The organism is Acidocella facilis ATCC 35904 (assembly GCF_000687875.1).
Taxonomy (GTDB): Bacteria; Pseudomonadota; Alphaproteobacteria; order Acetobacterales; family Acetobacteraceae; genus Acidocella; species Acidocella facilis.
In genome coordinates, this window is the sequence record NZ_JHYG01000003.1 from 273,105 (window position 1) to 295,286 (window position 22,182).

General features: G+C 67.1%; 20 protein-coding genes. 12 read left to right on the top strand and 8 right to left on the bottom strand.

The annotated features are described in order from the left end of the window. Positions 1-143 precede the first annotated feature (143 nt). Complete coding sequence (locus T331_RS19800; protein ID WP_162173880.1) at positions 144-809, top strand: hypothetical protein; 666 nt, start codon at positions 144-146, stop codon at positions 807-809. A 493-nt stretch (positions 810-1,302) separates the two neighbouring features. Here the strand turns inward: T331_RS19800 and T331_RS0105925 are convergent, their stop codons facing one another. Then, on the bottom strand, positions 1,303-2,538 hold the full coding sequence (locus tag T331_RS0105925) for a flavin monoamine oxidase family protein (RefSeq protein ID WP_026439370.1): 1,236 nt from the start codon (positions 2,536-2,538) through the stop codon (positions 1,303-1,305). Positions 2,539-2,635: 97 nt separating this feature from the next. On the opposite strand from T331_RS0105925, the gene T331_RS0105930 reads away from it, so the two are divergent. The 5 genes from T331_RS0105930 (at position 2,636) to T331_RS0105955 (ending at position 10,263) form a co-directional block, all read left to right on the top strand. Beyond that, entirely contained in the window at positions 2,636-3,541 is a 906-nt protein-coding gene (locus tag T331_RS0105930) for a LysR family transcriptional regulator (protein ID WP_026439371.1), read from the top strand. A 7-nt stretch (positions 3,542-3,548) separates the two neighbouring features. Continuing rightward, positions 3,549-4,787, top strand: coding sequence for a chromate efflux transporter (gene chrA, locus T331_RS0105935; protein WP_456049064.1), 1,239 nt, complete (start codon positions 3,549-3,551; stop codon positions 4,785-4,787). 383 nt (positions 4,788-5,170) lie between these two features. Further along, positions 5,171-7,393: an ATP-binding protein gene (locus T331_RS17490; protein WP_035179319.1), complete on the top strand. Its 2,223-nt coding sequence runs from the start codon at positions 5,171-5,173 to the stop codon at positions 7,391-7,393. After that, positions 7,386-7,841, top strand: a complete 456-nt coding sequence (locus T331_RS0105950; RefSeq protein WP_008494257.1) for a response regulator — start codon at positions 7,386-7,388, stop codon at positions 7,839-7,841. Before T331_RS17490 ends, T331_RS0105950 begins: the two co-directional genes overlap by 8 nt. Next, entirely contained in the window at positions 7,831-10,263 is a 2,433-nt protein-coding gene (locus T331_RS0105955; protein WP_026439374.1) for a response regulator, read from the top strand. Before T331_RS0105950 ends, T331_RS0105955 begins: the two co-directional genes overlap by 11 nt. A 30-nt stretch (positions 10,264-10,293) precedes the next feature. Here T331_RS0105955 and T331_RS0105960 read toward each other — a convergent pair whose 3' ends face one another. Beyond that, complete coding sequence (locus tag T331_RS0105960; RefSeq protein WP_026439375.1) at positions 10,294-11,538, bottom strand: ammonium transporter; 1,245 nt, start codon at positions 11,536-11,538, stop codon at positions 10,294-10,296. Positions 11,539-11,740: 202 nt separating this feature from the next. Here T331_RS0105960 and T331_RS0105965 point away from each other — a divergent pair, with 202 nt between their 5' ends. The 6 genes from T331_RS0105965 (at position 11,741) to T331_RS0105990 (ending at position 17,807) form a co-directional block, all read left to right on the top strand. After that, the gene (locus tag T331_RS0105965) at positions 11,741-12,019 is read left to right on the top strand and encodes a metal/formaldehyde-sensitive transcriptional repressor (RefSeq protein WP_026439376.1); all 279 of its coding nucleotides are present in this window, start codon (positions 11,741-11,743) and stop codon (positions 12,017-12,019) included. Continuing rightward, the gene (gene dmeF / locus T331_RS0105970; protein WP_026439377.1) at positions 12,016-12,960 is read left to right on the top strand and encodes a CDF family Co(II)/Ni(II) efflux transporter DmeF; all 945 of its coding nucleotides are present in this window, start codon (positions 12,016-12,018) and stop codon (positions 12,958-12,960) included. The genes T331_RS0105965 and dmeF overlap by 4 nt, the downstream gene beginning before the upstream one ends. 50 nt (positions 12,961-13,010) lie before the next feature. Further along, positions 13,011-13,688, top strand: coding sequence for a GntR family transcriptional regulator (locus tag T331_RS0105975; RefSeq protein ID WP_026439378.1), 678 nt, complete (start codon positions 13,011-13,013; stop codon positions 13,686-13,688). Positions 13,689-13,854: 166 nt separating this feature from the next. Beyond that, on the top strand, positions 13,855-15,252 hold the full coding sequence (tcuA, locus tag T331_RS0105980; protein ID WP_026439379.1) for an FAD-dependent tricarballylate dehydrogenase TcuA: 1,398 nt from the start codon (positions 13,855-13,857) through the stop codon (positions 15,250-15,252). Continuing rightward, entirely contained in the window at positions 15,239-16,351 is a 1,113-nt protein-coding gene (gene tcuB / locus T331_RS0105985) for a tricarballylate utilization 4Fe-4S protein TcuB (protein ID WP_026439380.1), read from the top strand. The genes tcuA and tcuB overlap by 14 nt, the downstream gene beginning before the upstream one ends. Positions 16,352-16,496: 145 nt before the next feature. After that, positions 16,497-17,807, top strand: coding sequence for an MFS transporter (locus tag T331_RS0105990; RefSeq protein ID WP_008494267.1), 1,311 nt, complete (start codon positions 16,497-16,499; stop codon positions 17,805-17,807). A gap of 51 nt (positions 17,808-17,858) precedes the next feature. Here T331_RS0105990 and T331_RS0105995 read toward each other — a convergent pair whose 3' ends face one another. From T331_RS0105995 to T331_RS0106020, 6 genes are read right to left on the bottom strand one after another with little or no spacing between them, the layout of a single operon-like run. Then, positions 17,859-18,770: an acyltransferase domain-containing protein gene (locus T331_RS0105995; protein ID WP_026439381.1), complete on the bottom strand. Its 912-nt coding sequence runs from the start codon at positions 18,768-18,770 to the stop codon at positions 17,859-17,861. Then, positions 18,767-19,585 (bottom strand): triphosphoribosyl-dephospho-CoA synthase MdcB, encoded by an 819-nt coding sequence (mdcB, locus tag T331_RS17495; RefSeq protein ID WP_035179323.1) that lies wholly within the window; start codon positions 19,583-19,585, stop codon positions 18,767-18,769. The genes T331_RS0105995 and mdcB overlap by 4 nt, the downstream gene beginning before the upstream one ends. Then, positions 19,582-20,244, bottom strand: coding sequence for a malonate decarboxylase holo-[acyl-carrier-protein] synthase (gene mdcG, locus T331_RS0106005; RefSeq protein WP_026439382.1), 663 nt, complete (start codon positions 20,242-20,244; stop codon positions 19,582-19,584). Before mdcG ends, mdcB begins: the two co-directional genes overlap by 4 nt. Continuing rightward, the gene (locus T331_RS0106010) at positions 20,237-20,962 is read right to left on the bottom strand and encodes a biotin-independent malonate decarboxylase subunit gamma (protein WP_026439383.1); all 726 of its coding nucleotides are present in this window, start codon (positions 20,960-20,962) and stop codon (positions 20,237-20,239) included. The genes mdcG and T331_RS0106010 overlap by 8 nt, the downstream gene beginning before the upstream one ends. Further along, positions 20,949-21,866, bottom strand: coding sequence for a biotin-independent malonate decarboxylase subunit beta (locus T331_RS0106015; RefSeq protein WP_051622197.1), 918 nt, complete (start codon positions 21,864-21,866; stop codon positions 20,949-20,951). Before T331_RS0106015 ends, T331_RS0106010 begins: the two co-directional genes overlap by 14 nt. After that, entirely contained in the window at positions 21,863-22,177 is a 315-nt protein-coding gene (locus T331_RS0106020) for a malonate decarboxylase subunit delta (RefSeq protein WP_026439385.1), read from the bottom strand. The genes T331_RS0106015 and T331_RS0106020 overlap by 4 nt, the downstream gene beginning before the upstream one ends. Between the last annotated feature and the right edge of the window lie 5 nt (positions 22,178-22,182).

Below are 22,182 nucleotides of genomic sequence, written 5' to 3' on the forward strand. Positions count from 1 at the left end.
CGCCAGCCGTGCCAGCGCGGCGTCCGAAACCCTTCACTAAAGCGGACACTCAAATCAGTTAGTGTTGTTCACGGAAGCAGACATGAGCGTCCCCGCTACTTCTTCAAGAATCTTGCCGTCTTCATTCCGGCCTTGTGTGAAAAATGGGCCTGTCGTATCCTTTCGATATGCTAGGAATTCTCGAGAAACCGGATGGGACAGCCTACTTCACGAGAAATCGAGAGACAATTCTATCACAGCTTATGATAGCTTGCTGCCTTGGCGGTTGGTCTTATTGGAGCATCACTGTGTTCCTATCATTCGCTGCACAGCGCGCCCCCATTTCGACCTTGGTTTTGGAAATGCTCTTGCCCATACATTGGGGCAATATATTGCTTATTGTGGTTTTTCTCGCCTTAACCCGCCCTGCGCTCCTTGAAATTAACAACAAACAGATCTCTTGGCGTAATTTTGGCGAACGTAAAAAGACATTTCCCATCGAACAGTTGGGGTGGGTATATCATGGGGATATGGATGTACTCGTTTACAGAGGACCATCTCTGCCCTCACGCAAGACAACGTTAGAAGCTGTAAAGCTCTTCTCCAAAGATGGCGAGCTTCTAACTTCGATTTCTGGCAAGGGTTTTTCTGCTTCATTTAGCGATATATCCGCTTATATTCTTCAAAGAACAGGAGCTATAGCAGGCGCACCTCCGACGTTATCGAAGCAAAAATCGAATGCGATGAACGTAACGATCCTTCTCTTCAAGATATTCGGTGGCTATATTTTTGCCCTAACTGCTGCAGCGTTGCTTATCTATTATGCCTAGAGTGGCTCGCACTATCACGCATCTGCGCTCGACAATTTTGATGACATACTTATCATCGTTGTCTCGTCCGCTATAAGCGCCGCACTACCTAAAACCAGACATTCCGCGTCCCCCTAGCCGGTCCCGGTCTGTCGCATAACTTGTAAATTATGCGACAATCGCCCCCTGTTGGAGGCATATGGCGATTTCGTGTCGCGGATTTCTGTCGCTTGATACGATATCTTGCGACAGAAATCTGCGACGGTAAGCAATCACGGCTATCGAGCCTTGTTGAAAGCAGGGTGTGCATCTGCAAAGGGTCGTAAGCCGTCACTCACAGATGCCCACTTTGCCATAACGCCCCGCAACCAGCCGCGCAAAACGATCCTTTGCGTCACCTTAGAGCATCAAGCTTTTAGCTTGATGCTCTAACTTTTGTTTTTGCGAGTAATTTTATGTGCTTATCTTGACGCTACCGCGTCAACCTAAACACATATTGCTCTAAAAAACCCGCTCACCCCACTTGTGCCATCACCCCCAATACCTCCGTCGCCGCCCGCACCCCGCTCTCATAGGCCCCATGCGCGGTCGAAAAATCCGTTGCATGTGTCGCTTCCCCTGCGAAAAACAGACGGTTCTCGAATGGCCGCGCTAGCGCCGCGCGGGCGCTGCGTTGGCCGGGGCGGGCGTAGGAGTAGGAGCCGCCGATATGGGTGGTGCGGGTCCAGTCGGTGGTGATCAGCGGGCGCAGCTGTTTGCGCACATCGGCACCCAGCAGCTTCGCCAGCCCGTCCATGGCTGCCGCGTAGGCGGCGACCGGACCTTCGCGGGTGATGATCTCGGCGCTGTCATTGCCGAGATAGGCTTCGATGGTCGGTAAACCCATAGGCCGGATGCCGTAACTCATCGCTTTCACATCGCGCGGGTCGCCGAGCAGATGGCTGCGGGGCTCGAACGCTTCGGGTTCCAGCAGCTCGAAAATCACCTTCTCGTCATGGCCGAGCGGCAGCTGTGCGGCCGCCTCCCGCCACGCAGCCGCCCCCGCCGGCAGCCTGATCCGCTCGTCCGCCAGCATCGCGGTGGAGCAGGTGAGGATGGCGGCGCGCGCGCGGATCGTCCCGCCCGGCGTGGTCAGCGCCACGCCCGCGGCGGTGAGAGAAATCTCCTGCACCGGCGTGGAGAGTTTCAAATCCACCCCGGCCGGAAAATGGGAGCTGATCAGCGCGCCATAGCCGCCGGGCATGCGCCAGTTCTCGTCGGTGGAGGCCTCCTCATAGGCGGCGTAATCGGCGGCGGACATCTCCTCCAGCCGGCCGCCGCTGATGAAGCCGACGATGGTGCGGATATAATCATTCCACGCCCCACCAGCCTCCAGCGCGCCGGCGGCGACATCATCCGCCGGCGGGTTGTCGAGCAGGCGTTGCGACCAGGCATCGAACGCCTCGCTCGCCGCATCCTGCTCGGCGGGGGTGAAGCCGAGATCGCGATATTGCCGGCGCCAGGCGGAGGGGCGGCGATAGATCTCCACCCCGGCGGCCTCGGCCAGCCGCGTCCAGACATTGCGGCTGGCCGAATGCAGCCAGGCACAGCCCATATCCAGCTTCAGCCCGGCCAGATCCAGGGTCCAGCCCCGCCCGCCCAGGCGTGCTGCTGCCTCGATCAGCATCACCTTGCGTCCCTGCCCGGCCAGATGGCGCGCCGCACCGATGCCGGCGGCGCCGCCGCCGATGATGGCGATGTCGATCTCCATGGCTTCACACTCCGTTTTCTCGGACTGTCATATCCCGCCCCACGCCGTTAGGTTAATAGGGTAGAATTGAAACAGGCTATTCGAGTTTTGAGGTATAATGCGCGGAACTGAGTTTGCCCGGCTGCGGGCCTTCGTGACGGTGGTGGAGGAGCAGAATTTCGCCCGCGCCGCGACCCGGCTGCGCATTGCCGCGCCGACGCTGAGCCAGATGATCCGCGAGCTGGAGGAGGCGCTGGGGGTGCGGCTGCTCAACCGCACCACCCGCAGCCTCTCGCTCACCGCAGCCGGCACCCGGTTGCTGGCGCGCTTCAAGCCGGCGATGGCGGAGATGCAGGCGGCACTTGAGGATGTCGCCAGCCTGCGGGACACGCCGGCCGGGCTGGTGCGGTTGCACACCCCGGCCCAGCCCTGCGCCGCCTTCATCGAGCCGCTGCTGGGGGCGTTTCATGCCGCCTATCCGGATATCGTGCTGGACATCACCGTGGATGACGCCGTCACCAACATCGTCGAGGCGGGGTTCGATGTCGGCATCCGCATCGGCGAGCTGCTGGAGCAGGACATGGTGGCGCTGCGGTTGTGCGGGGACATGCGCCAGATCGCCGCCGCTTCGCCTGAATATCTGGACAAGTTCGGGGTGCCGCAGACGCCGGGGGATCTGCTGGGCCATCGCTGCATCAATATCCGCCCGCCGGGCCGGGCGGGGATTTATAACTGGGAATTCGGGCAGAATGGGCGCTGGTTCGCGGTGGCGGTGGGCGGGCCGTTGATCGTCTCGCACCGGGAGGTGGCGTTGCGGGCGGCGCTGCAGGGTGTGGGCATCGCCTTCATGTCGGAGCAGCTGCTGCGCCCGCATATCGAGGCCGGGCGGCTGGTCGGGCTGTTGCGGGATTACGCGCCGCCTTTTCCCGGCTGGCATCTCTATTATCCCAGCCAGCGCGATCTGCCGGGGGCGGTAAGGGCCTTCGTGGAGGTCTGCCGCGCTCATGCGGCGGTTGAAGGATGACGCTTTGATGACGCGCTGGCCTGAACCGGGTGCGGCCTGTTACGAGCGTGGCGATCAGGGGGGCGCCATGGAGGAGAGCAAGGGCAGCGCGCTGGAGGTGCTGCGGATTTTCCTGCGGCTGGGCTGCAGCTGCTTTGGCGGGCCGGTGGCGCATATCGGCTATTTCCGCACGGAATTCGTGAGCAAGCGCGGCTGGCTGGCGGAGCGCGATTATGCCGAGCTGGTTGGGCTCTGTCAGTTCCTGCCCGGCCCGGCGAGCAGCCAGGTCGGCTTTGCCATCGGCCTGTTGCGGGCTGGGCTGCCGGGGGCGCTGGCGGCCTGGGTTGGGTTCACGCTGCCTTCGGCCTTGTTGCTGGTCGCCTTCGCTTACGGTGCCGGGCATCTGAACGGGGGGCTGGGGCAGGGGCTGCTGCACGGGCTGAAGCTGGTGGCGGTGGCGATCGTCGCGCAGGCGGTCTGGGGCATGGCGAAATCCTTCTGCCCGGATCTCCGGCGCGCCGGCATCGCGGTGGCGTGCGGCCTGCTGATCCTCAGCGCGCAGAGCGGGGCGATGCAGCTGGTGGTGATCGCGCTGGGGGCGTTGGCGGGGCTGGCGCTGTGCCAGGGCGGCGGCGTGCCGGAGCCGGTGGCGCAGATGCCGGTCTCGCGCCGGGCCGGGCTGGTGGCGCTGGGGCTGTTCTTTTTGCTGCTGTTCGGGCTGCCGATGCTGGCCTGGATGCCGTCCATGGCGGTGATGGCGGCCTTCTACCATGCCGGCGCGCTGGTGTTTGGCGGCGGTCATGTGGTGCTGCCGCTGCTGCGCGATGCGGTGGTGGCGCCGGGCTGGGTGGGGTCTGGGGCTTTCCTGGCTGGCTATGGCGCGGCGCAGGCGGTGCCCGGCCCGCTGTTCAGCTTCGCCGCCTATCTCGGCACGCTGGCCGCCCCCTTGCCGGGGCCGGGCGGGGCGGCGCTGGCGCTGATCGGGATCTTCCTGCCGGGGATGCTGATTTTGCTGGCCGCACTTCCCTTCTGGGCGGCGCTGCGCCGGCGGCCCGGCGCGCAAGCGGCGATGCGCGGGGTGAATGCGGCCGTGGTCGGGCTGCTGGCCGCTTCGCTCTATAACCCGGTCTGGACCAGCGCGGTGCTGCGCCCGGCCGATGCGGCGCTGGCGCTGGTTCTGTTTCTGCTGCTGCTGGTTGCCAAGCTGCCGCCGCTGGCGGTGGTGGGGCTTGGCGCGCTGGGCGGGATGGGGCTGATATTCATTTAGATATCAGTGGCTTATTCGAACCCGGCCGCCTCGTCCATCCGCGTCCCCTCCCGCACCCCCTCGATATCGCCAAGCGCCACCAGCAGATGGGAAAGCGGACGCTTTTCTGCCGGATCTCCCGCTCGATGCCGATCAGCGCGGAAAATAGAAAGGCCAGCGACAATTCGCCGATCTGCAGCCCGTTCGGATCGAAACCATGCAGCATCAAAGATGCCTCCCGCAGCCCTGCCTGAGCGGCACGCTGCCAAAACATGAAAACGAGGTCAGGCTCCTTGCATTACAGACCTCTCGGTGGTTCAGATTGGGGTGATTGGGGAGATGCCTATGCCGATTAAACATGAGGGGCAGCAGGCGCCGGCCAAACTGGCAAGCGGGTTTGCGGGATGAGCGCGCTGCCCTATCGCGCCGCCTTGGAGGCTTGCGCCGCCGAGCCGATCCGCATTCCCGGGGCCATCCAGCCGCATGGCGCGCTGCTCTGTTTCGATCCGCAGACCCTGGCCCTGCGCCAGATGAGCCGCAATGCAGCGGCGATGCTGGGGGTCGAGCTGGCGCCTGGTCCCCTGCCAGCCGGGCTTTCAGGGCTTCAGGCGCCGCTGCGCGCCTGGCTGGAGAGCGGCGATGTCGTGTTCCTGAAAGTGCTGGAGGTCGCCGGGCGGCGCTGGCAGCTGCAAGGGCATCTCACCCCGCAAGGCGCGCTGCTGGAATTCGAGCCGCCGCCGCAGCCGGATGAGGAGGCGCTGGAGAGCCTCTATCCCCGGCTCAGCGCCTTCATGGCGGATCTCAGCGCTTCGGCGGATCTGGCCGGGGTGGCGCGCGCCGCGGTGCGCGAGATTCGCGCGCTGACGCAGTTCAACCGCGTGCTGCTCTATAGTTTCGATGAGACCGGCGACGGTACCGTGCTGGCCGAGGCCAATGATGGCGTGCTGCCCAGCTATCAGGGTTTGCGTTTTCCCGCCTCCGACATTCCCGAACAGGCCCGGGCTTTGTATCGGCTCAGCCGCATCCGGCTGATCCCGGCGGTGGATTACACGCCCTGCCCGATCGAGCCGGTGAACAGCCCGGTGGACCAGGCGCCGCTGGACCTCTCCCGGGCGGGCTTGCGCAGCGTCTCGCCGGTGCATCTGGAATATATGCGCAATATGGGCACCGGCGCCTCGATGTCGGTCTCGATCCTGGTGAATGGCGCGCTCTGGGGGCTGATCTCGGCGCATAACGCGGCGCCGCGCATGGTCAACCCGCAGATTCGCAATGCCTGCGACATTCTGGGGCAAGTGCTGTCGATGCATATCGAGACCCGGCTGCAGGCCGGGCTGGCGGCGGAGCGGCTGGCGCTTTCGGCGGTCGAGCAGAGCCTGCTGGCCGGGCTGGCGGAGGCGCCGAGCCTGCAGGCGGGGCTGGCCGCGCATGCGGCCGAGCTGCTGGCCATGCTGCGCGCGCAAGGGGCGGCGACCATCATCCAGGGCAAGGTCTGGATAACCGGGCAGACCCCGGATGAGGCGGCGATCAAAGCCTTTGCGGCGGATCTGCAGGCCGCCGGGGAAGAACAGTTCGAGACTGACAGCCTGGCTCAGCGTTGGCCGCAGGCGGCGGGCTTCGGCGCCCAGGCCAGCGGCATGCTGGCGATCTCCACCTCCCAGGTGCATGCCGATTACGTCTTCTGGTTCCGCCCGGAGCTGGTGCGCACGGTGGAATGGAGCGGCAATCCGGTGAAGGCGGCGGAGCCGGTTTCCGGCCGGCTGCACCCGCGCAAATCCTTTGAGATGTGGAAAGAGCGGGTGGAGCTGCGCAGCGCCCCCTGGCGCCCGGCCGAGATTGAAACCGCGATCTCCTTCCGCAACGCCATCCAGACTTTGGTGCTGCGCCGGGCCGAGGAGCGGGCCGAGCTGACCGATATGCTGGAGCGCTCCAACCGCGAGCTGGAGGCGTTTTCCTACTCCATCTCGCATGATCTGCGCGCCCCTTTCCGGCATATTGTCGGTTTCGCCGAGCTGCTTTCGGATCGCGAGCGCTCGCTGGATGAGCGCTCGCGTCATTACGTCACCACGATCAAGGACGCGGCGGTCTCCGCCGGGCGGCTGGTGGATGATCTGCTGGCCTTCTCCCAGCTCGGCCGCAGCCAGCTCCATAAAACCCGGGTCGATATGGCGAAGCTGGTGCAGGAGGCGCGCCGGCTGCTGGAGCCGGAGTTGGGCGGGCGGCTGGTGCAGTGGCGGGTCGAGCCCCTGCCCGATGGTTGGGGCGATGCCACCATGCTGCGGCAGGTCTGGCAGAACCTGCTGCAGAACGCGATCAAATATACCCGTGGCCGGGAGATGACGCGGATTTCAGTTGGCGGTACGGCGCAGGGCGGCAAAATCCGCTACTGGGTGGAGGATAATGGCGTCGGCTTCGAGATGGCCTATGCCGGCAAGCTGTTCGGGGTGTTCCAGCGGCTGCACCGGATTGAGGAGTTTGAGGGCACCGGCATCGGGCTGGCGCTGGTGAAACGGATTGTCGAGCGCCATGGCGGCACGGTCGAGGCGCACGGTGAGCCAGGCAAGGGCGCGCGCTTCAGTTTCGTGCTACCCGAGGCTGGGCATGACAAAAGGAAGACGATAAGTGGCTGATTTGCGACCTATTTTGCTGGTCGAGGACAATCCGAGGGATCTGGAGCTGACGCTCGCGGCGCTGGCCAAATGCCAGCTCGCCAACGAGATCGTGGTGGCGCGGGACGGGGCGGAGGCGCTGGATTATCTCTATGCGCGCGGCGCCCACGAGAACCGCGTGCCGGGCGACCCGGCGGTGGTGCTGCTGGATCTGAAGCTGCCGAAGGTGGATGGGCTGGAGGTGCTGGAGAAGGTGAAGTCCGACCCGATGCAGCGCCAGATCCCGGTGGTGATGCTGACCTCCTCGCGCGAGGAGCGCGACCTTTTGCGCAGCTATGAGCTGGGGGTGAACGCCTTCGTGGTGAAGCCGGTGGATTTCAACGCGTTTTTCGAGGCGATCCAGGATCTGGGGATGTTCTGGGCGATTTTGAACGAGCCGCCGCCGGGTGCGCGATCCAATGGCATCTGAGACGCCGGTTCGGGTTCTGCTGCTGGAGGATAGCGCGGTCGATGCCGAGCTGGTGGCGGCGCATCTGCGCAAGGCGGAGCTGGAGGCGGAGATCACCTGCGTCGCCACCCAGGCGGATTTTCGCGCGGCGCTGAAGCGCGATACGCATGATGTGGTGCTGGCGGATTATTCGCTGCCGGATTTCGACGGGCTGAGCGCGCTGGCCATCGCCCAGGAGCTGCGCCCGCATCTGCCCTTCGTCTTCGTCTCCGGCGTGGTGGGGGAGGAATTCGCCACCAATGCGCTGAAGCTGGGGGCGCTGGATTATGTGCTGAAGCGTAATCTCTCGCGCGTCGCCCCGGCGGTGCGCCGGGCGCTGGACCAGGCGCGCGAGCGCGGCGAGCGCCGGGACGCGCTGGCGGCGCTGGAGCGCAGCGAGATGAATGCCCGCCTCGCCGCCGAGGCGGCGAAGCTGGGCTTGTGGGAATATGCCCCGGAGAGCGAGACGCTGCGCTGGGACGACACCGCGCGCTGGATTTTCGGCGCCGGCCCGCAGGACGAGCTGAGCCTGGAATTTTTGCGCGCGCGCTGCCACGAGGAAGATGGCGCGGCCTTGTTCGCGGCGCTGCGCGCGGCGCTGGAGGGGCAATCCGGCAAGACCGCGCGGGTGCAGCAGGATATCCGCATCACCCTGCCCGGCGGCGCCTTGCGCTGGGTGGCCGTGCATGGCCAGGCGCTGGCCGATACCACGCGCAGCCTGCGGCTGGTGGGGGTGGTACGCGACATTACCGAGGAGCGCCACGCCCAGGAGATCATGCGCGCCGAGGCGCAGGAGCTGGAGCGCCAGGTGGCGATCCGCACCGCCGAGCGCGACCGGATCTGGCGGTTGAGCGACGAGCTGTTCGCCGTGGTCGATCTGGGCGGGCGCATTCGCCGCGCCAACCCGGCCTGGGAGAGCCTGCTTGGCTATCAGGAAGGCCGGCTGGATGGCTGCCTGTTGAGCCTGCTGCTGCATCCGGAGGATCGCGACGGGCTGGCGGAGGTGCTGCAAGAGCTGCGCGATGGCCGCAAGCCGCCGCGCCGGGAGGACCGGTTCAGCCACCAGAATGGCGGCTGGCGCTGGATTTCCTGGGGGGCGGTGGCGGAGGAGGGGGCGGTCTATCTCGCCGGGCGGGATGTCACCGCCGAGCGCGAGGCGCGGATCGCCCTGGCCGAGCGTAATGCCGAGCTGGCGGCGCAGATCGAGGAGCGCCAGCGTGTGGAGGAGACGCTGCGGCAGATGCAGCGGCTGGAGGCGGTGGGCCAGCTCACCTCCGGCGTGGCGCATGATTTCAACAATCTGCTCACTGTGATTCTCGGCAATATCGGCTTCGCCGAGCGCCGGCTGAAAACCGCCGGGGATGATAAATTCCTGCAGCGTTTGCAGACTATGCGCAGCGCGGCCGAGCGCGGCGCCTCGCTGACCGCGCAGCTGCTCGCCTTCTCCCGCCGTCAGCGGCTGGAGCCGAAGGCGGTGGATCTGAACGAGACGGTGCAGGGCATGCGCGAGCTGCTGCAAAGCACGATGGGCGGCTCAATTCGCATCGAGACGAATCTGCGCGCGGATTTGTGGAGCGCGCTGGTCGATCCGACCCAGATCGAGCTGATCATCCTCAACCTCGCGATCAATGCCCGCGATGCGATGGAGGTAGGCGGCACGCTGACGCTGGAGACCGCGAATGTCAGCCGCACCGGCCCGCGCCAGCGCCCGGAGGAGCCGCCGCCGGGGGATTATGTGATGCTCTCGGTGCGCGATACCGGCACCGGCATGAGCCCGGAGGTGCTGGCCAAGGCGTTCGAGCCGTTCTTCACCACCAAGGAGGTGGGCAAGGGCTCGGGGCTGGGGCTGGCACAGGTTTATGGCTTCGCCGCGCAGTCCGGCGGCGGGGTGAATATCGAGACGCGGATCGGGGTTGGCACCACCATCTCGGTATTTCTGCCGCGTACGCAGACGGCGCAGGATGCCGGGCCGGACGCGGCGGCGCATGCCCCGGTGCCGGCGGCGCAGGCCGGGCAGACGGTGCTGGTGGTGGATGATGATCCGCAAGTGCGCGAGGTGACCAGCACGGTTCTGGGCGAGGCTGGCTATCGGCTGACGGAGGCCGCCAGCGGGGCCGAGGCGTTGGCGATTTTGCGGACGAAGCAGCGTGTGGATCTGCTGGTGGCGGATTTCGCGATGCCGGGGATGAGCGGGGGGGAGCTGGCGCGGGAGGGCCAGGCCCTGCGGCCGGGGCTGAAGGTGCTGTTCGTCACCGGCTATGTCGATCTCACCTCGCTGGATGGGGTCGGCGAGGCGCAGATCATCCGCAAGCCCTTCCAGGAGGAGGAGCTGCGGGCCAAGGTCTCGGAGCTGCTGCGCGCTTCGCCGCCCGGCAATGTGTTGCGGTTCACCCGCTCGGGCTGAGGCGGCGCGGCGTTTTGGGGCGGCTTTGCGTCAGAAGATCTGCTCGCCATGCAGAACCACATCCAGCCCTTCGCGCTCTTCCTCGCGGCTGACGCGCAGCCCGACCAGCAGATCCGTGAGCTTCAGCAGCGCCCAGCTGACCGCGGCGCAGTACAGAATGGTCACGCCAACACCCAGCGCCTGCACGCCCAGCAGATGCAGCCCGCCAATGGCAGCATTGTTGGAGAGCGGGCCGAAGGCGAACCAGCCGGTGGCGAGCGTGCCGATGATGCCGGCAATGCCGTGCACGCCGAACGCATCCAGGCTGTCATCGTAATCGAATTTATGCTTCAGCTCGGTCGCTGTCCAGAAACATACCGCCCCGGCAACGAGGCCGATCAGCAAGGCCGGGCCGGGCAGCACATAGCCGCTGGCCGGGGTGATCGCGACCAGCCCGGCCACCGCCCCGGAGATTGCCCCCAGCACAGAGGGCTTGCCGCGTAGCGCCCATTCCACCCCGGCCCAGGCCAGTGTGGCGCCGGCGGCGGCCATCTGGGTGGCCAGCACGGCCATGCCGGCGCGCGGGTTGGCCCCCATCGCGCCGCCGGAATTGAAGCCCATCCAGCCGACCCAGAGCAGCGAGGCGCCGATGACCGCATAGCTGAGATTCCACGGCGCCATGTTCTCCTGGCCATAGCCCAGCCGCTTGCCGAGCATCAGCGCGCAGACCAGCCCGGTGACGCCGCAATTGATTTCCACCACCGTGCCGCCGGCGAAATCCGCCAGGCCAAGCCGCGCCAGCCAGCCATTCGGCGACCACACCCAATGCGCCAGCGGCGCATAGACCAGCAGCGACCAGAAGGTGAAAAACACCAGCAGGGCGGAAAATTTCATCCGGTCGGCGCAGGCGCCGGTGACCACCGCCGGGGTGATGATGGCAAAGCTCATCTGGAACATCAGGAAGACGCTCTCAGGAATGCCGGTCTGCACCGCGAAGGGGGTGCCGGCGGCGATGGTGAAGGGCTTGTCCCAGCCATTGGCGAGGCCCGCCAGCAACAGGCGCGAGCCATCGCCGATCCAGCCATTGCCGGGGCCGAAGGCGAGGGAGTAGCCCGCCAGCATCCAGAGCACGCTCACCAGCGCGCACAGCATGAAGGATTGCATCATGGTGGCCAGCACGTTCTTCTTGCGGACCATGCCGGCATAGAACAGCGCCAACCCCGGCACCGTCATCAGCAGGACCAGCACCGTGCACATCAAAACCCAGGCGATGTCGCCTGGTTGCAAACTCTGCATCTTTTTTCTTTTGCCTCTGGCGTCAACGGCCCGTTCGCGGACCTTGCGGGTGCGTTATCGTGCGCGCCGCTGCCCGTCAACGCGCTGGCGGCAGCGGGTTTGGCCGGCGGCTTGTATCCCGGCGCGGGGGCAGGGGGGGGCGGTGAGGCCGCCCGCCACCCCGGGCGTTGAATAGGGTAGGGTGGTATGCTATGGCGCCGGGATGACGCATACGGTGAAAGACAAGCAACGCCTGCTGGCGCGGGTGCGGCGCATCCGCGGCCAGGTCGAGGCGATCGAGCGGGCGCTGGAGAGCGAGGCGGGGTGCGAGACGGTGATGCATCTGATCGCCGCGATGCGCGGCGCCACCGCCGGGCTGATGGCGGTGGTGGTCGAGGACCATGTGCAGAACCATCTGGTCGATGAGGCCGCCCATCCTGGCGCGCTGGACCGCGACGCGGCGGCGCAGCTTCTGGAAATCGTGAGGACTTATCTGAAATGAGCGAGAGCAACAGCCTGGCGCATGAGCATGTGTTTCTGGGCGCGGACCATGCGCGCAGCGAGCGCCGCACCTGGTGGGTGATCGCGCTGTGCGGCGCGATGATGCTGCTGGAGATTGTCGGCGGCTGGCTGTTCGGCTCGCTGGCATTGGTGGCGGACGGGCTGCATATGAGCACCCATGCCGGGGCGCTGCTGCTGGCGGCTTTGGCCTATCGCTATGCCAGGCGCCATGCGCGCGATCCGCGCTTTTCCTTTGGTACCGGCAAGCTGGGCGACCTTGCCGGCTTCACCAGCGCCATCATCCTGGCGATGATCGCGCTGTTGATCTTCTACGAGGCGGTGGGCCGGTTTTTTTCTCCGGTGCCGATCGATTTCGCGCAGGCGCTGCCGATCGCGGGGCTGGGGCTGGTCGTGAATATCGCCAGCGCCTGGCTGCTCTCCGGCGGGCATCATCACCATCACGGCCATAGCCACGGTCACGGTCATGATCATGACCACGATCATCACCACCATGCCGGGCGGGACAATAACATGCGCGCCGCCCTGGTGCATGTGGCGGCGGATGCCGCCGTCTCGCTGGCGGTGATCATCGGGCTGCTGCTGGCACGCGCCTTTGGCTGGGTGTGGATGGACCCGCTGGTCGGCGTGCTGGGGGCGGTGGTGATCCTTAGCTGGTCCTACGGGCTGCTGCGCGATACCGGCGCCATTCTGCTCGACATGATCCCGGACCAGAAGATGGAGCGCGCCATTCGCGGCATCGTCAACCGCGCCGGAGACGAGGTGCTGGACCTGCATCTCTGGCGGCTGGGGCCGGGGCATCTGGGGGCGATCCTGTCGGTTGCCAGCGCCAAAGGCCGGGATGAGGATTTCTACCGCGCCCGGCTGGAGGGGTTTGAGGGGCTCTCGCACATCACCATCGAGATCCGCCAGCGCCGGATTTGAAACCGGCGCGCCCCGGCGGCATAAGCGGGGCGCACAGCAGAGGCGTTTCCATGGCCGCGCAGAAAGAGAATATCGCCCGCAAACCCAGCCGCTCCAGCGGCCGCGATGCCTATGAGCTGCTGCTGGAAGGCATCGAGAACGGCGCCCTGCCGGCCGGCACCCGGCTGCGCGAGACCGAGCTGGCGCAGCGTTTCGCGCTCAGCCGTACGCCGATCCGCGAGGCGCTGAAGCGGCTGGAGCAGCAGGGGCTGATCACCCATGAGCCGCATCAGGGCATGGCCGTCACCTCGCTGGATTATAACCAGATCGCCGAGCTGTACGCGCTGCGGGAGGTGCTGGAAGGCACCGCGGCGCGGCTGGCGGCGCAGCATGCCTCGGCCATCGAGATCAGCGTGCTGGAGGAGATGGTGGCGGCGGACCGTGCCCGCATCGAGGATGCCGTCATGCTGGCGCGTACCAACCGGGCCTTCCACCAGCAGCTGCGCGATGCCGGGCGCAACCAGTATCTGGCCCAGGCGCTGGAAAATCTGCGCCTTTCGCTGGCGTTGCTGCCGGGCACCACGCTGGGCGCGCCGGGGCGGGGGGCGTCGTCGGTGGAGGACCATGCCGCCATCGTCGCGCGCATTGCCGCGCGGGATCCGGAGGGAGCGGAGGCGGCGGCGCGGGAGCATATCCGCAATGCCTTCAAGACCCGCATCCAGCTTTTGCAGCAGCGCTTCACCGGCTGACTTGCGGGCATTTTTAGGCTGCCGGGGCTGTGCGCCGGCCTGCCCATCGCAGGCGGGCGTGCGGCGGGGGCGGGCCTGATGCGCGGCGGCGCGATGAGCCGGCGGATTGACAGGACAAGACTATCGCCGATAATTGTATGCAACTGCATACAAAGACGAGGCCGGGATGGATCAGAAAGCCCTGCGTTACGACATTGTGGTGATTGGCGGCGGCAACGCGGCCCTCACCGCCGCCCTGGAGGCGCGGCTGGCCGGGGCCAGCGTGCTGGTGCTGGAACACGCGCCAAAGGCGATGCGCGGCGGCAATTCCCGCCACACGCGAAATATCCGCGCCATGCATGCCGCCCCCACCTCGGTGCTGACCGAGTCCTATCTGGAAGATGAGTACTGGGACGATCTGCTGCGGGTGACCGGGGGCCAGACCGATGAGGCGCTGGCGCGGCTCACCATCCGCGCCACCCAGGAGGCGCTGCCCTTCATGGCGCGCTGCGGGGTGAAATTTCAGCCCTCGCTGACCGGCACGCTGAGCCTCTCGCGCACCAACGCGTTCTTCCTGGGCGGCGGCAAGGCGTTGCTGAACGCCTATTACGCCGCCGCTGAGGCGCTGGGGGTGGAGGTGCTCTACGACACCCAGGTCACCGAAGTGGCCATTGACGGCCGCCGGGTGCGGCGGCTGAAGGTCGTCTGCAAGGGGTTTCCGCTGGAGGTGACGGGCAAGGTCGTGATCGCCGCGTCCGGCGGCTTCCAGGCGAATATCGAGTGGCTGAAACAGGCCTGGGGTCCACAGGCGGAGAATTTCCTGATCCGCGGCACGCCCTACGCGCAGGGGCGGGTGCTGCGCAACCTGCTGGACCAGGGCATCGCCTCGGTCGGCGATCCGACGCAATGCCATGCCGTGGCCATCGATGGCCGCGCGCCGAAATTCGATGGCGGCATCGCCACCCGTTTGGATTGCGTGCCGTTTTCCATCGTCGTCAACAAGCATGGCCAGCGTTTCTATAATGAGGGCGAGGATGTCTGGCCGAAGCGCTACGCGATCTGGGGGCGGCTGGTGGCGCAGCAGCCGGACCAAGTCGCCTACAGCATCATCGACAGCCAGGCGGAAAAACTCTTCATGCCGTCGGTATTTCCGGCGATCAAGGCGGACAGCATCGCCGCGCTGGCGGAAAAGCTGGGCCTGGAGCCCGCGGCTTTGGAAGCGACCGTGGCCGCCTACAATGCCGCCTGCGTGCCCGGCGATTTCTACAGCTCCAGGCTCGACGGCGTGCATACGCAAGGGCTGGAACCGCCAAAGACCAACTGGGCGCGGCCGATTTTGCAAGCGCCTTTCATCGGCTATCCGCTGCGGCCGGGGATCACCTTCACCTATCTCGGCGTGAAGGTGAATGAGCGCGCGGAAGTGATCATGCAGGATGGCGGTGTGATGGAAAATCTCTACGCTTCGGGGGAAATCATGGCCGGCAGCATTCTCGGCAAAGGCTATCTGGCGGGGTTTGGCATGGCGATCGGCACGGTGTTCGGCCGCATTGCGGGCAAGGAGGCGGCGCGCAATGTCCAGCGTTGAAATGATCGAGAGCCCGGCGATGGCCGATAGCCGCCGCGCCATGGAAGTGTGCAATGCCTGCCGCTATTGCGAAGGGTTCTGCGCGGTGTTTCCGGCGATGGAGCTGCATCGCGATTTCGCCGCGGGTGATCTCTCCTACCTCGCCAATCTCTGCCATGGCTGCAAAGGCTGTTACTATGCCTGCCAATATGCGCCGCCGCATGAATTCGGCATCAATGTCGCCCGCAGCTTCGCGCTGCTGCGCCAGGAGAGCTATGCCGAACATGCCTGGCCGGCGCCGCTGGGCCGGGCCTTCGCCCGCAACGGGCTGGTGACGTCGCTGGCGATGGCGGGCGGCATCGCGCTGGTGCTGCTGCTGACTTTCCTGCTGCAATCGCCAGGGACGATCTTCGGTGTTCTGCCAGTGACGCCGGGGGCTGGATTCTACCTGATCATCCCGAAAGCGGTGATGACGCTGACGGCGCTGGCGGCCGGGCTGTTCGCGGTGCTGGCGATGGGCATGGGGCTGGCCTCCTACTGGAGGGCCAGCGGCACGCGTGGCTGGAGCGTGAAGGATCTGCGCCAGGCCTGCAAGGATGCCGCCAGCCTGCGCTATCTCGGCGGCAATGGCCATGGCTGCAACGACAAGGATGGCAGCTTCTCCACCACCAGGCGGCATCTGCATCATCTGATGGCCTACGGGTTTCTGCTCTGCTTTGCCGCCACCAGTGTCGGCGCCTTTGAGGATCTGATCCTCGGCTGGCCCGCACCCTACCCGTTGCTGAGCCTGCCGGTGCTGCTGGGGCTGGCTGGTGGCATCGGCATCATCTTCGGTTGTGCCGGGCTGCTCTGGGTGAAATTGCAGGCGGATCAGGAGCCGCAGGCGCGTGAGCTGCTGGGGGCGGACGCCGGGCTGTTGCTGCTGCTGTTGCTGATTGCCGCGACCGGGCTTTTGTTGCTGGCCCTGCGCGGCACCAGCGCCCAGGGGGTAACGCTGTGCGTGCATCTCGGCCTGGTGCTGGGGTTTTTCGTGACCATGCCCTACAGCAAATTCGTGCACGGGCTCTACCGTTTCGCCGCCCTGCTGCGCAATGCCCGGGAGCAGCGCGAAGCTGGTTGAGCCAGCGTAGCGGGGCCATTCGGCTGTGCTGCGGTGCAAACTTGCCCAAATTGTCATGCGCGCGCGCCGGGTAAATCTCTGGCGCGCGGCTTTATTTGGGGTTATCGCTTTTCCCAAGATATATTTTTCGTAATAAGGGGGGAGTATGAGCGAAAGCCTCGTCGTGCCGAGTGCCGAGCAGATCCGCAAGGTTGCTGTTGCCAGCTTGATCGGATCGGTCATCGAACAATATGACTTTCTGGTCACCGGCATCACCGCCGCCACCATCTGGGGCGGTTTGTTCTTCAAGCTGCCGGGGCTGGCCGCGGTGGCCGCCGCGATCGGCGTCTATGGTCTGGGCATCATCATCCGCCCGCTTGGCGCCTTCATCTTCGGCAATATCGCCGATAAATATGGGCGCAAGGATGCGCTGGTCTGGGCGCTGGTGCTGATGGGTATTTCCACCCTCGCCATCGGGCTGACGCCGACCTACGCCTCCATTGGCGTGGTCGCACCGGTGCTGCTGGTGATTTTCCGTCTCTGCCAGGGCATCAGCTTCGGCGCCGAGTTCGGCACCGCCTCCACCTGGGTGGTCGAGCAGGCCGCCAACACCAAGCACCGCGCCTTCTGGGGCGCCTGGGTCGGGTTTGCGATCCCGATCGGGCTGATCCTCGGCTTCACCTCGGTGCTGTTCGTGAAATCGCTGATGAGCCCTGCGGATTTCATCGCCTGGGGCTGGCGCATTTTCTTCTTCATCGGCTTTCTGGTTGCCATCGTCGGCATCCTGATCCGCTCGCGCACCGAGGACAGCTATCTGTTCGACAAGCTGCGCGACAAGAGCCATGTGCTGGACTTCCCGGCCGCGCGGGTCTGGCGCGAGATGCCGCTGCGCATCATCCGCACCTCCTTCGTGAATGCGATGTTCTCCGGCGCCTTCTTCCTCTCCTTCGTGTTCGGCACCAGCTACATGAAAGCTGTCGGCTTCACCGCGACGCAGGCGGAAGTGATCGGGCTGATCGCCGCCGCCTTCATGCTGGTGTTCATGGTCATCGGCTCGTTGCTCGCGGATAAGATCAACCGCCGCACCGTGCTGTTGATTTCCGCCGTGGTGTTCCTGGTCTTCATCATTCCGTATTTCTATCTGATCAACACCCAGAACATCTATCTGGCGGCGATCGCGGAAATCATCGGCTTCGGCTTCGTGTTCGGCTTCGGCTATGGCGCGATCCCGACCTTCTATACCGAGAATTTCCCGACCCGCTATCGCGCCTCCGGGGCGAGTGCCGGTTATCAGATCAGCCAGGTCTATGGCGGCGGCCTGCTGCCGATCATCGCCGGGCAGATCCTGAAGGATCTCGGCATTCATCACGCCTATCTCTATATCGGTGGGATCGTGATGGTGTATGCGCTGGCGGCGATCATCGCCATTCTGATGACGCCGGATACCACCAAGATCGACATGAACGCGGATTATTGAGAGCCGCGCGCATCATGAAAAATGCCGGCATCCGCCGGCATTTTTTTTTGCCTACCCGGCGAGCCAGGCGTTGATGCCGGCGAGGCTGCGGAACTCTTCCAGCGCGCGCGCCGCGCCGGCGGGAAAGAGCGGCGCGGCCATGTGGGCGAGCGCGCGGCCGGGGCCGAGCTCCAGCACGCGGGTGGCGCCGCTGGCCGCACAGCCATCGAGGCAGGCGGCCCAGTTGATCGGTGCGGCGAGCTGGCGGGCCAGCGCGTCGATACCCGCGTCGAGATCGAAGACCGGCCGCCCATCCAGCCCGCCCAGCAGGCGCAACCCTGGCCGGGGCGGGCGCGGCCCGGCGGCGCGCAGGGCGGCCGCGAAGGGGGAAACGGCGTCCTGCAGAAACCGGGTGTGAGCGGGCACCGAAACCGGCAGGCGCACCGCCCGCCCGGCGCCCCGCGCCAGGGCCGCTTCGCACAGGGCCGCCAGCTCTTCATCCGCCCCGCCGATGACGACATGGTCCGCCGCGTTGACGATGGCGATGACGGCGCCATGGGCTGTCAGCAGCGGGTCCAGCGTCGCGCGGTCCAGCCCGAGGATCGCCGCCAGCCCATGGCCGGGCGGGGCGGCGTCCTGCATCAGTTCGGCGCGCGTTGCGGCCAGGCGCAACGTGGTCGGGGCATCGAACATCCCGGCGCAGCCCCAGGCGGCCAGCTCGCCGATGCTGTAGCCCGCCAGCACGCCGCGCGCCGGGGCGAGCACGGCCCAGCCGGCGAGGGCCTGGGTGCAGCAGAGGATTTGCGCAACGCGGCCGGAGAACAGATCCGCCCCGGGCCGCGCCACCAGGCTGCGCGGGTCTTCGCCCAGCAGGCTGGCGGTGGCGGCGAACACGGGTTCAGCCGCGGGTGCCTGCGCCAGCAGGCCGAACATGGCGGGGTGCTGGCCGCCCTGGCCGGCGCAGAGAAAGGCGGGCGGGGTCATGGCCCGGCGAGCGCGTCGATGAACAGCGCCATCGCCAGCAGATCGGCGCAGCCTCCGGGGCTGAGATGCCGGGCGACGAAGGCGTCATGCACGCTGGCGGCGCGAGCCTGCCAGCCAGGGGCATGGACGCCGCCTGTGGCCAGGAAGTCCGCGGCCTGGGCGGCGGCGAAGCGGGCCCCGTCCGCCCCGCCGCGATGCAGCAGATTGGTGTCGCTCACCTGCGCGATGAGGGCGAAGCAGGCCTGCACCGCACCCTCCTGGGCGCTGGCGGCGCGGCGCAGGGCCGGCAGGGCGATCTCATAGACTGAGGGAAACCCGGCCATCGCCTCCGCCCGGGCGCCGCCGGCGCCATAGCGGCGCAGCGCCTGGCTGCCATGGCTGAACAAAGGCACCGGCCCGCGCCCGATGGCCGCCCCCCAGCGCGCCGCCACCACCCGGCCCAGCGCGGCGGGGGCAGCGCCGCTGCCGGCGGCGGCGGCGAGCAGGCCGAGCCCGAAAATCGCGCCGCGATGGGTGTTGACGCCGCCGGTGGCGCGCAGCATCGCCGCCTCGGCTTGCAGCCCGATGGCGCGTAGCCGGTCCATCGCCGCCCCTCCCTGGCCCGCCGCCGCCAGGGCGGTGAAGAAGGGGCGCAGAGTGAGGGCGCTGGCGCGCAAGGTCGCGGCGTCCATATCCCGATGGCTGCCGGAATCCCGGTGGCTGACCAGCCCCGGCTTGGGCCAGACGGCCAGTTCACGCAGCAGCGCCCGGCTGGCGGCGGCGCCGATGGCCTCGGGCGCTAAAGCCGGGGCGTGGGTGGGGCGCGGGGCGTTCATGCCGCCTGCATCAAGGTGACGCGCGGCAGCAGCCGGGCGCGCCGCGCCTCTTTCACCAGCAGCATGTCATCCGGGCCGGCGGCGTGGAATTCACGCCAGTTCACGGCCAGGCCGCCGGGGAAGAGCAATTCGCCATCCAGCTGCGGGCCGGGTTCCGCCGCCGCCTGCGCCAAATCGGCGGCCAAAGCCGGCGCCATGTCGGCGGTGTTGAGCGGCCAGAGCGTGTCGAGGTCCGAGGACGGGCTGAGATAGGCGAGGCCGGTGAGATGCTGCCAGGCCAGCCCGCCGAAACAGGCGGGGGCGATGCCGTATTGGGTGGCAAGCGCCAGCAGGGCCGCGATGCGCGGCTGCCAGCCGGGCGGGGCGGCTATGGCGGCCTGCGCCAGCGGCGGCGGCGGGGTGGTGGTGAGGATGGCGCTGGCCGGCACAGCCAGGGCGATGCGCTGCTTGCCCTGCGCCGGCGGCAAGGGCACGCCCAGCGGCACCAGCCCTGGCGCGTCGCAAGGTTGCGGGCGGCGGATGATCGCCGGCCAGCCTTGCGCAGCCCAGCCTTGCAGCAGCGCCAGCCCGGCTTGCGCATGCCCGTCCAGCGCCGCCGCCCAGGCGGCTGGCGCCACCCGCACCAGCGCATGGCGCGGCCAGCCGGGCGCTTCAGCCATGCGCGGCGGCTTGCGCCATCACCTGTGCCGCGATGTCATGCGCCCGCTTGCGCCCGCCCCTGGCCTGACCCAGCGCGTCACGCGTATCCGCGCGCGGCGGCGGCGCGGCGAGGGTGGCGGCCAGCCGCGCGGCCAGCGCCTCCGGCGGCCAGATCTCCGCGATCGCCCCGGTGGCGAATAGCGGCTCAAGCCCGGGGGCGAAGATCGGCGTGGTCTGCGCCAGCGCCTCCAGCGTCTCCAGCTTGAGTTTGGTGACGCGGGCGATGGAGGGCAGGTCCATCACGCTGGGATAGGCATCCGGCAGCGCCACCAGCATCTGGGTGGAGAGGGCGGTGGCGATGAAGGCGCCGGCGGCGGCGCGGCCATAGAGCAGCCCGAGCGTGAACATGCCCGTCTCGGCGGCCAGGGCCAGGGATTTGGCGAGATGCGCCAGCGCCTCATTCAGCCCCAGCAGCTCCTCGCGCCGGGCCATCTCCTGGGCGGCGGTATCCACCAGCACCAGCAGCGGCGCCCGGCTTGCCGCGGCCACCAGATCCAGCACATGGCCGGAGAGGATCAGCGCGCCCTCGATGCCCAGCGGCGTGCCGGCCTCGATGCCGATGATCTCGACCCGCCCGGTGCCCGGCAACTCGGCCATGCCGCGCAGCGTGCCGAAGCCGCCGGGTTGGATGCTGCAGCCGGCGGGAAACAGGGCGGTCAGCAGCTCATCGCGCGTCATGGTCGGCCTCCGGAAGGCGGGAGAGGCCGGCGTAATCCGCCTCGGACAGGTCGGCCACCGGAGCCGGGGGTTCCAGCCCGGCCTGGCGCCAGATCTCGGTGGCATCCCGGCAGGTGCCATAGGCGGCGAGGCGCTGGCTCAGCCGCGCCTGTTCGGCCTGCAGGCTCTCCAGTGTGAAGGGCGGGGCGTTGGGGATCTGCGCCAGGGCGGCGTCGCGGAAGGCGGAGATGCGGTCCGCGACATAGGCATCCGCGCCGCCGAGCAGCGCGCGCGAGCGCCCGCCCGTGACCCGCCAGACCAGCCCGCGATCCTTGGAGTCGAACTCCTCCACACCTTTGTTGGTCTCGATCACTTCCGGACCGCTGACGCTGATGCGGCCATGGCCGGAGACGATGATGCGGCTGCAGCTGGCGGCGATGATGCCGCCGCCGCCGAACGCCCCGGCCCGCCCGCCGACCAGCGCGATCACCGCCACCCCGGCGCGCCGCGCCGCGACGATGGCGCGCAGCACCTCGGAAATCGCCATCTCGCCGGCATTGGCCTCCTGCAGCCGCACCCCGCCCGTATCCAGCGCCAGCAGCACGGCGGTGATCTTATGCGCGGCGGCGGCGCGCAGCAGCCCGACCAGCTTGGCCCCGTGCAGCTCGCCAAAGGCGCCGCCCATGAACCGCCCCTCCTGTGCTGCGACATAGACCGGCATGCCCTGCAGCAGGCCGGCGCCGATGATGATGCCGTCATCGAAGGCGCCGGTGAGGTTGAATTGCGCCAGATGCGGGCTGAGGCAGCGTGACTGCGGGCCCATGAATTCGGTGAAGCTGCCAGGGTCGAGCAGCCCCTGCGCGCGCTCGCGGGCGGAGGCCTCGTAGTAATAATCGCTCTGCGCGTTCATACCGGGCGCGTTCATGCCGGCTGCTCCATCAGCGCGGCCCCCTGCATCAGCCGCAGCCCGACCACATCCGGCCGCGCCCCGCCATCATTGATGGAAAAATGCAGCCCGCCGACCGGCAGGCGCGCACAGAGATCACTGATCACCGCCTCCCACAGATCCCGAAAGCCGGTGGCGGCGGTGGCGATGTCGAACACCGCCTCGCCGGGCGGCAGGCTGCGCTCGACCAGCAATTCGAGATTGCCGGAGGCGTTGACGCCAAGGCTGGCCAAACGGCGCCCACCCGACGCGGGGCGGGCCGGCTCGATGCGGATCTGGAACTGCTCCATCGCGG

What these genes read in the sequence shown, in the direction of transcription:
- tcuA (WP_026439379.1), top strand. Translation starts at nt 13,855, where the DNA reads ATGGATCAGAAAGCCCTGCGTTACGACATTGTGGTGATTGGCGGCGGC.
- T331_RS0105975 (WP_026439378.1), top strand. Translation starts at nt 13,011, where the DNA reads ATGGCCGCGCAGAAAGAGAATATCGCCCGCAAACCCAGCCGCTCCAGC.
- T331_RS0105955 (WP_026439374.1), top strand. Translation starts at nt 7,831, where the DNA reads ATGGCATCTGAGACGCCGGTTCGGGTTCTGCTGCTGGAGGATAGCGCG.
- tcuB (WP_026439380.1), top strand. Translation starts at nt 15,239, where the DNA reads ATGTCCAGCGTTGAAATGATCGAGAGCCCGGCGATGGCCGATAGCCGC.
- chrA (WP_456049064.1), top strand. Translation starts at nt 3,549, where the DNA reads ATGACGCGCTGGCCTGAACCGGGTGCGGCCTGTTACGAGCGTGGCGAT.
- T331_RS0106015 (WP_051622197.1), bottom strand. Translation starts at nt 21,866, where the DNA reads ATGAACGCGCCCGGTATGAACGCGCAGAGCGATTATTACTACGAGGCC.
- T331_RS0105965 (WP_026439376.1), top strand. Translation starts at nt 11,741, where the DNA reads ATGACGCATACGGTGAAAGACAAGCAACGCCTGCTGGCGCGGGTGCGG.
- T331_RS17490 (WP_035179319.1), top strand. Translation starts at nt 5,171, where the DNA reads ATGAGCGCGCTGCCCTATCGCGCCGCCTTGGAGGCTTGCGCCGCCGAG.
- mdcG (WP_026439382.1), bottom strand. Translation starts at nt 20,244, where the DNA reads ATGGCTGAAGCGCCCGGCTGGCCGCGCCATGCGCTGGTGCGGGTGGCG.
- T331_RS0105960 (WP_026439375.1), bottom strand. Translation starts at nt 11,538, where the DNA reads ATGCAGAGTTTGCAACCAGGCGACATCGCCTGGGTTTTGATGTGCACG.
- T331_RS0106020 (WP_026439385.1), bottom strand. Translation starts at nt 22,177, where the DNA reads ATGGAGCAGTTCCAGATCCGCATCGAGCCGGCCCGCCCCGCGTCGGGT.
- T331_RS0105995 (WP_026439381.1), bottom strand. Translation starts at nt 18,770, where the DNA reads ATGACCCCGCCCGCCTTTCTCTGCGCCGGCCAGGGCGGCCAGCACCCC.
- T331_RS19800 (WP_162173880.1), top strand. Translation starts at nt 144, where the DNA reads ATGGGCCTGTCGTATCCTTTCGATATGCTAGGAATTCTCGAGAAACCG.
- mdcB (WP_035179323.1), bottom strand. Translation starts at nt 19,585, where the DNA reads ATGAACGCCCCGCGCCCCACCCACGCCCCGGCTTTAGCGCCCGAGGCC.
- T331_RS0105990 (WP_008494267.1), top strand. Translation starts at nt 16,497, where the DNA reads ATGAGCGAAAGCCTCGTCGTGCCGAGTGCCGAGCAGATCCGCAAGGTT.
- T331_RS0105930 (WP_026439371.1), top strand. Translation starts at nt 2,636, where the DNA reads ATGCGCGGAACTGAGTTTGCCCGGCTGCGGGCCTTCGTGACGGTGGTG.
- T331_RS0105925 (WP_026439370.1), bottom strand. Translation starts at nt 2,538, where the DNA reads ATGGAGATCGACATCGCCATCATCGGCGGCGGCGCCGCCGGCATCGGT.
- T331_RS0106010 (WP_026439383.1), bottom strand. Translation starts at nt 20,962, where the DNA reads ATGACGCGCGATGAGCTGCTGACCGCCCTGTTTCCCGCCGGCTGCAGC.
- dmeF (WP_026439377.1), top strand. Translation starts at nt 12,016, where the DNA reads ATGAGCGAGAGCAACAGCCTGGCGCATGAGCATGTGTTTCTGGGCGCG.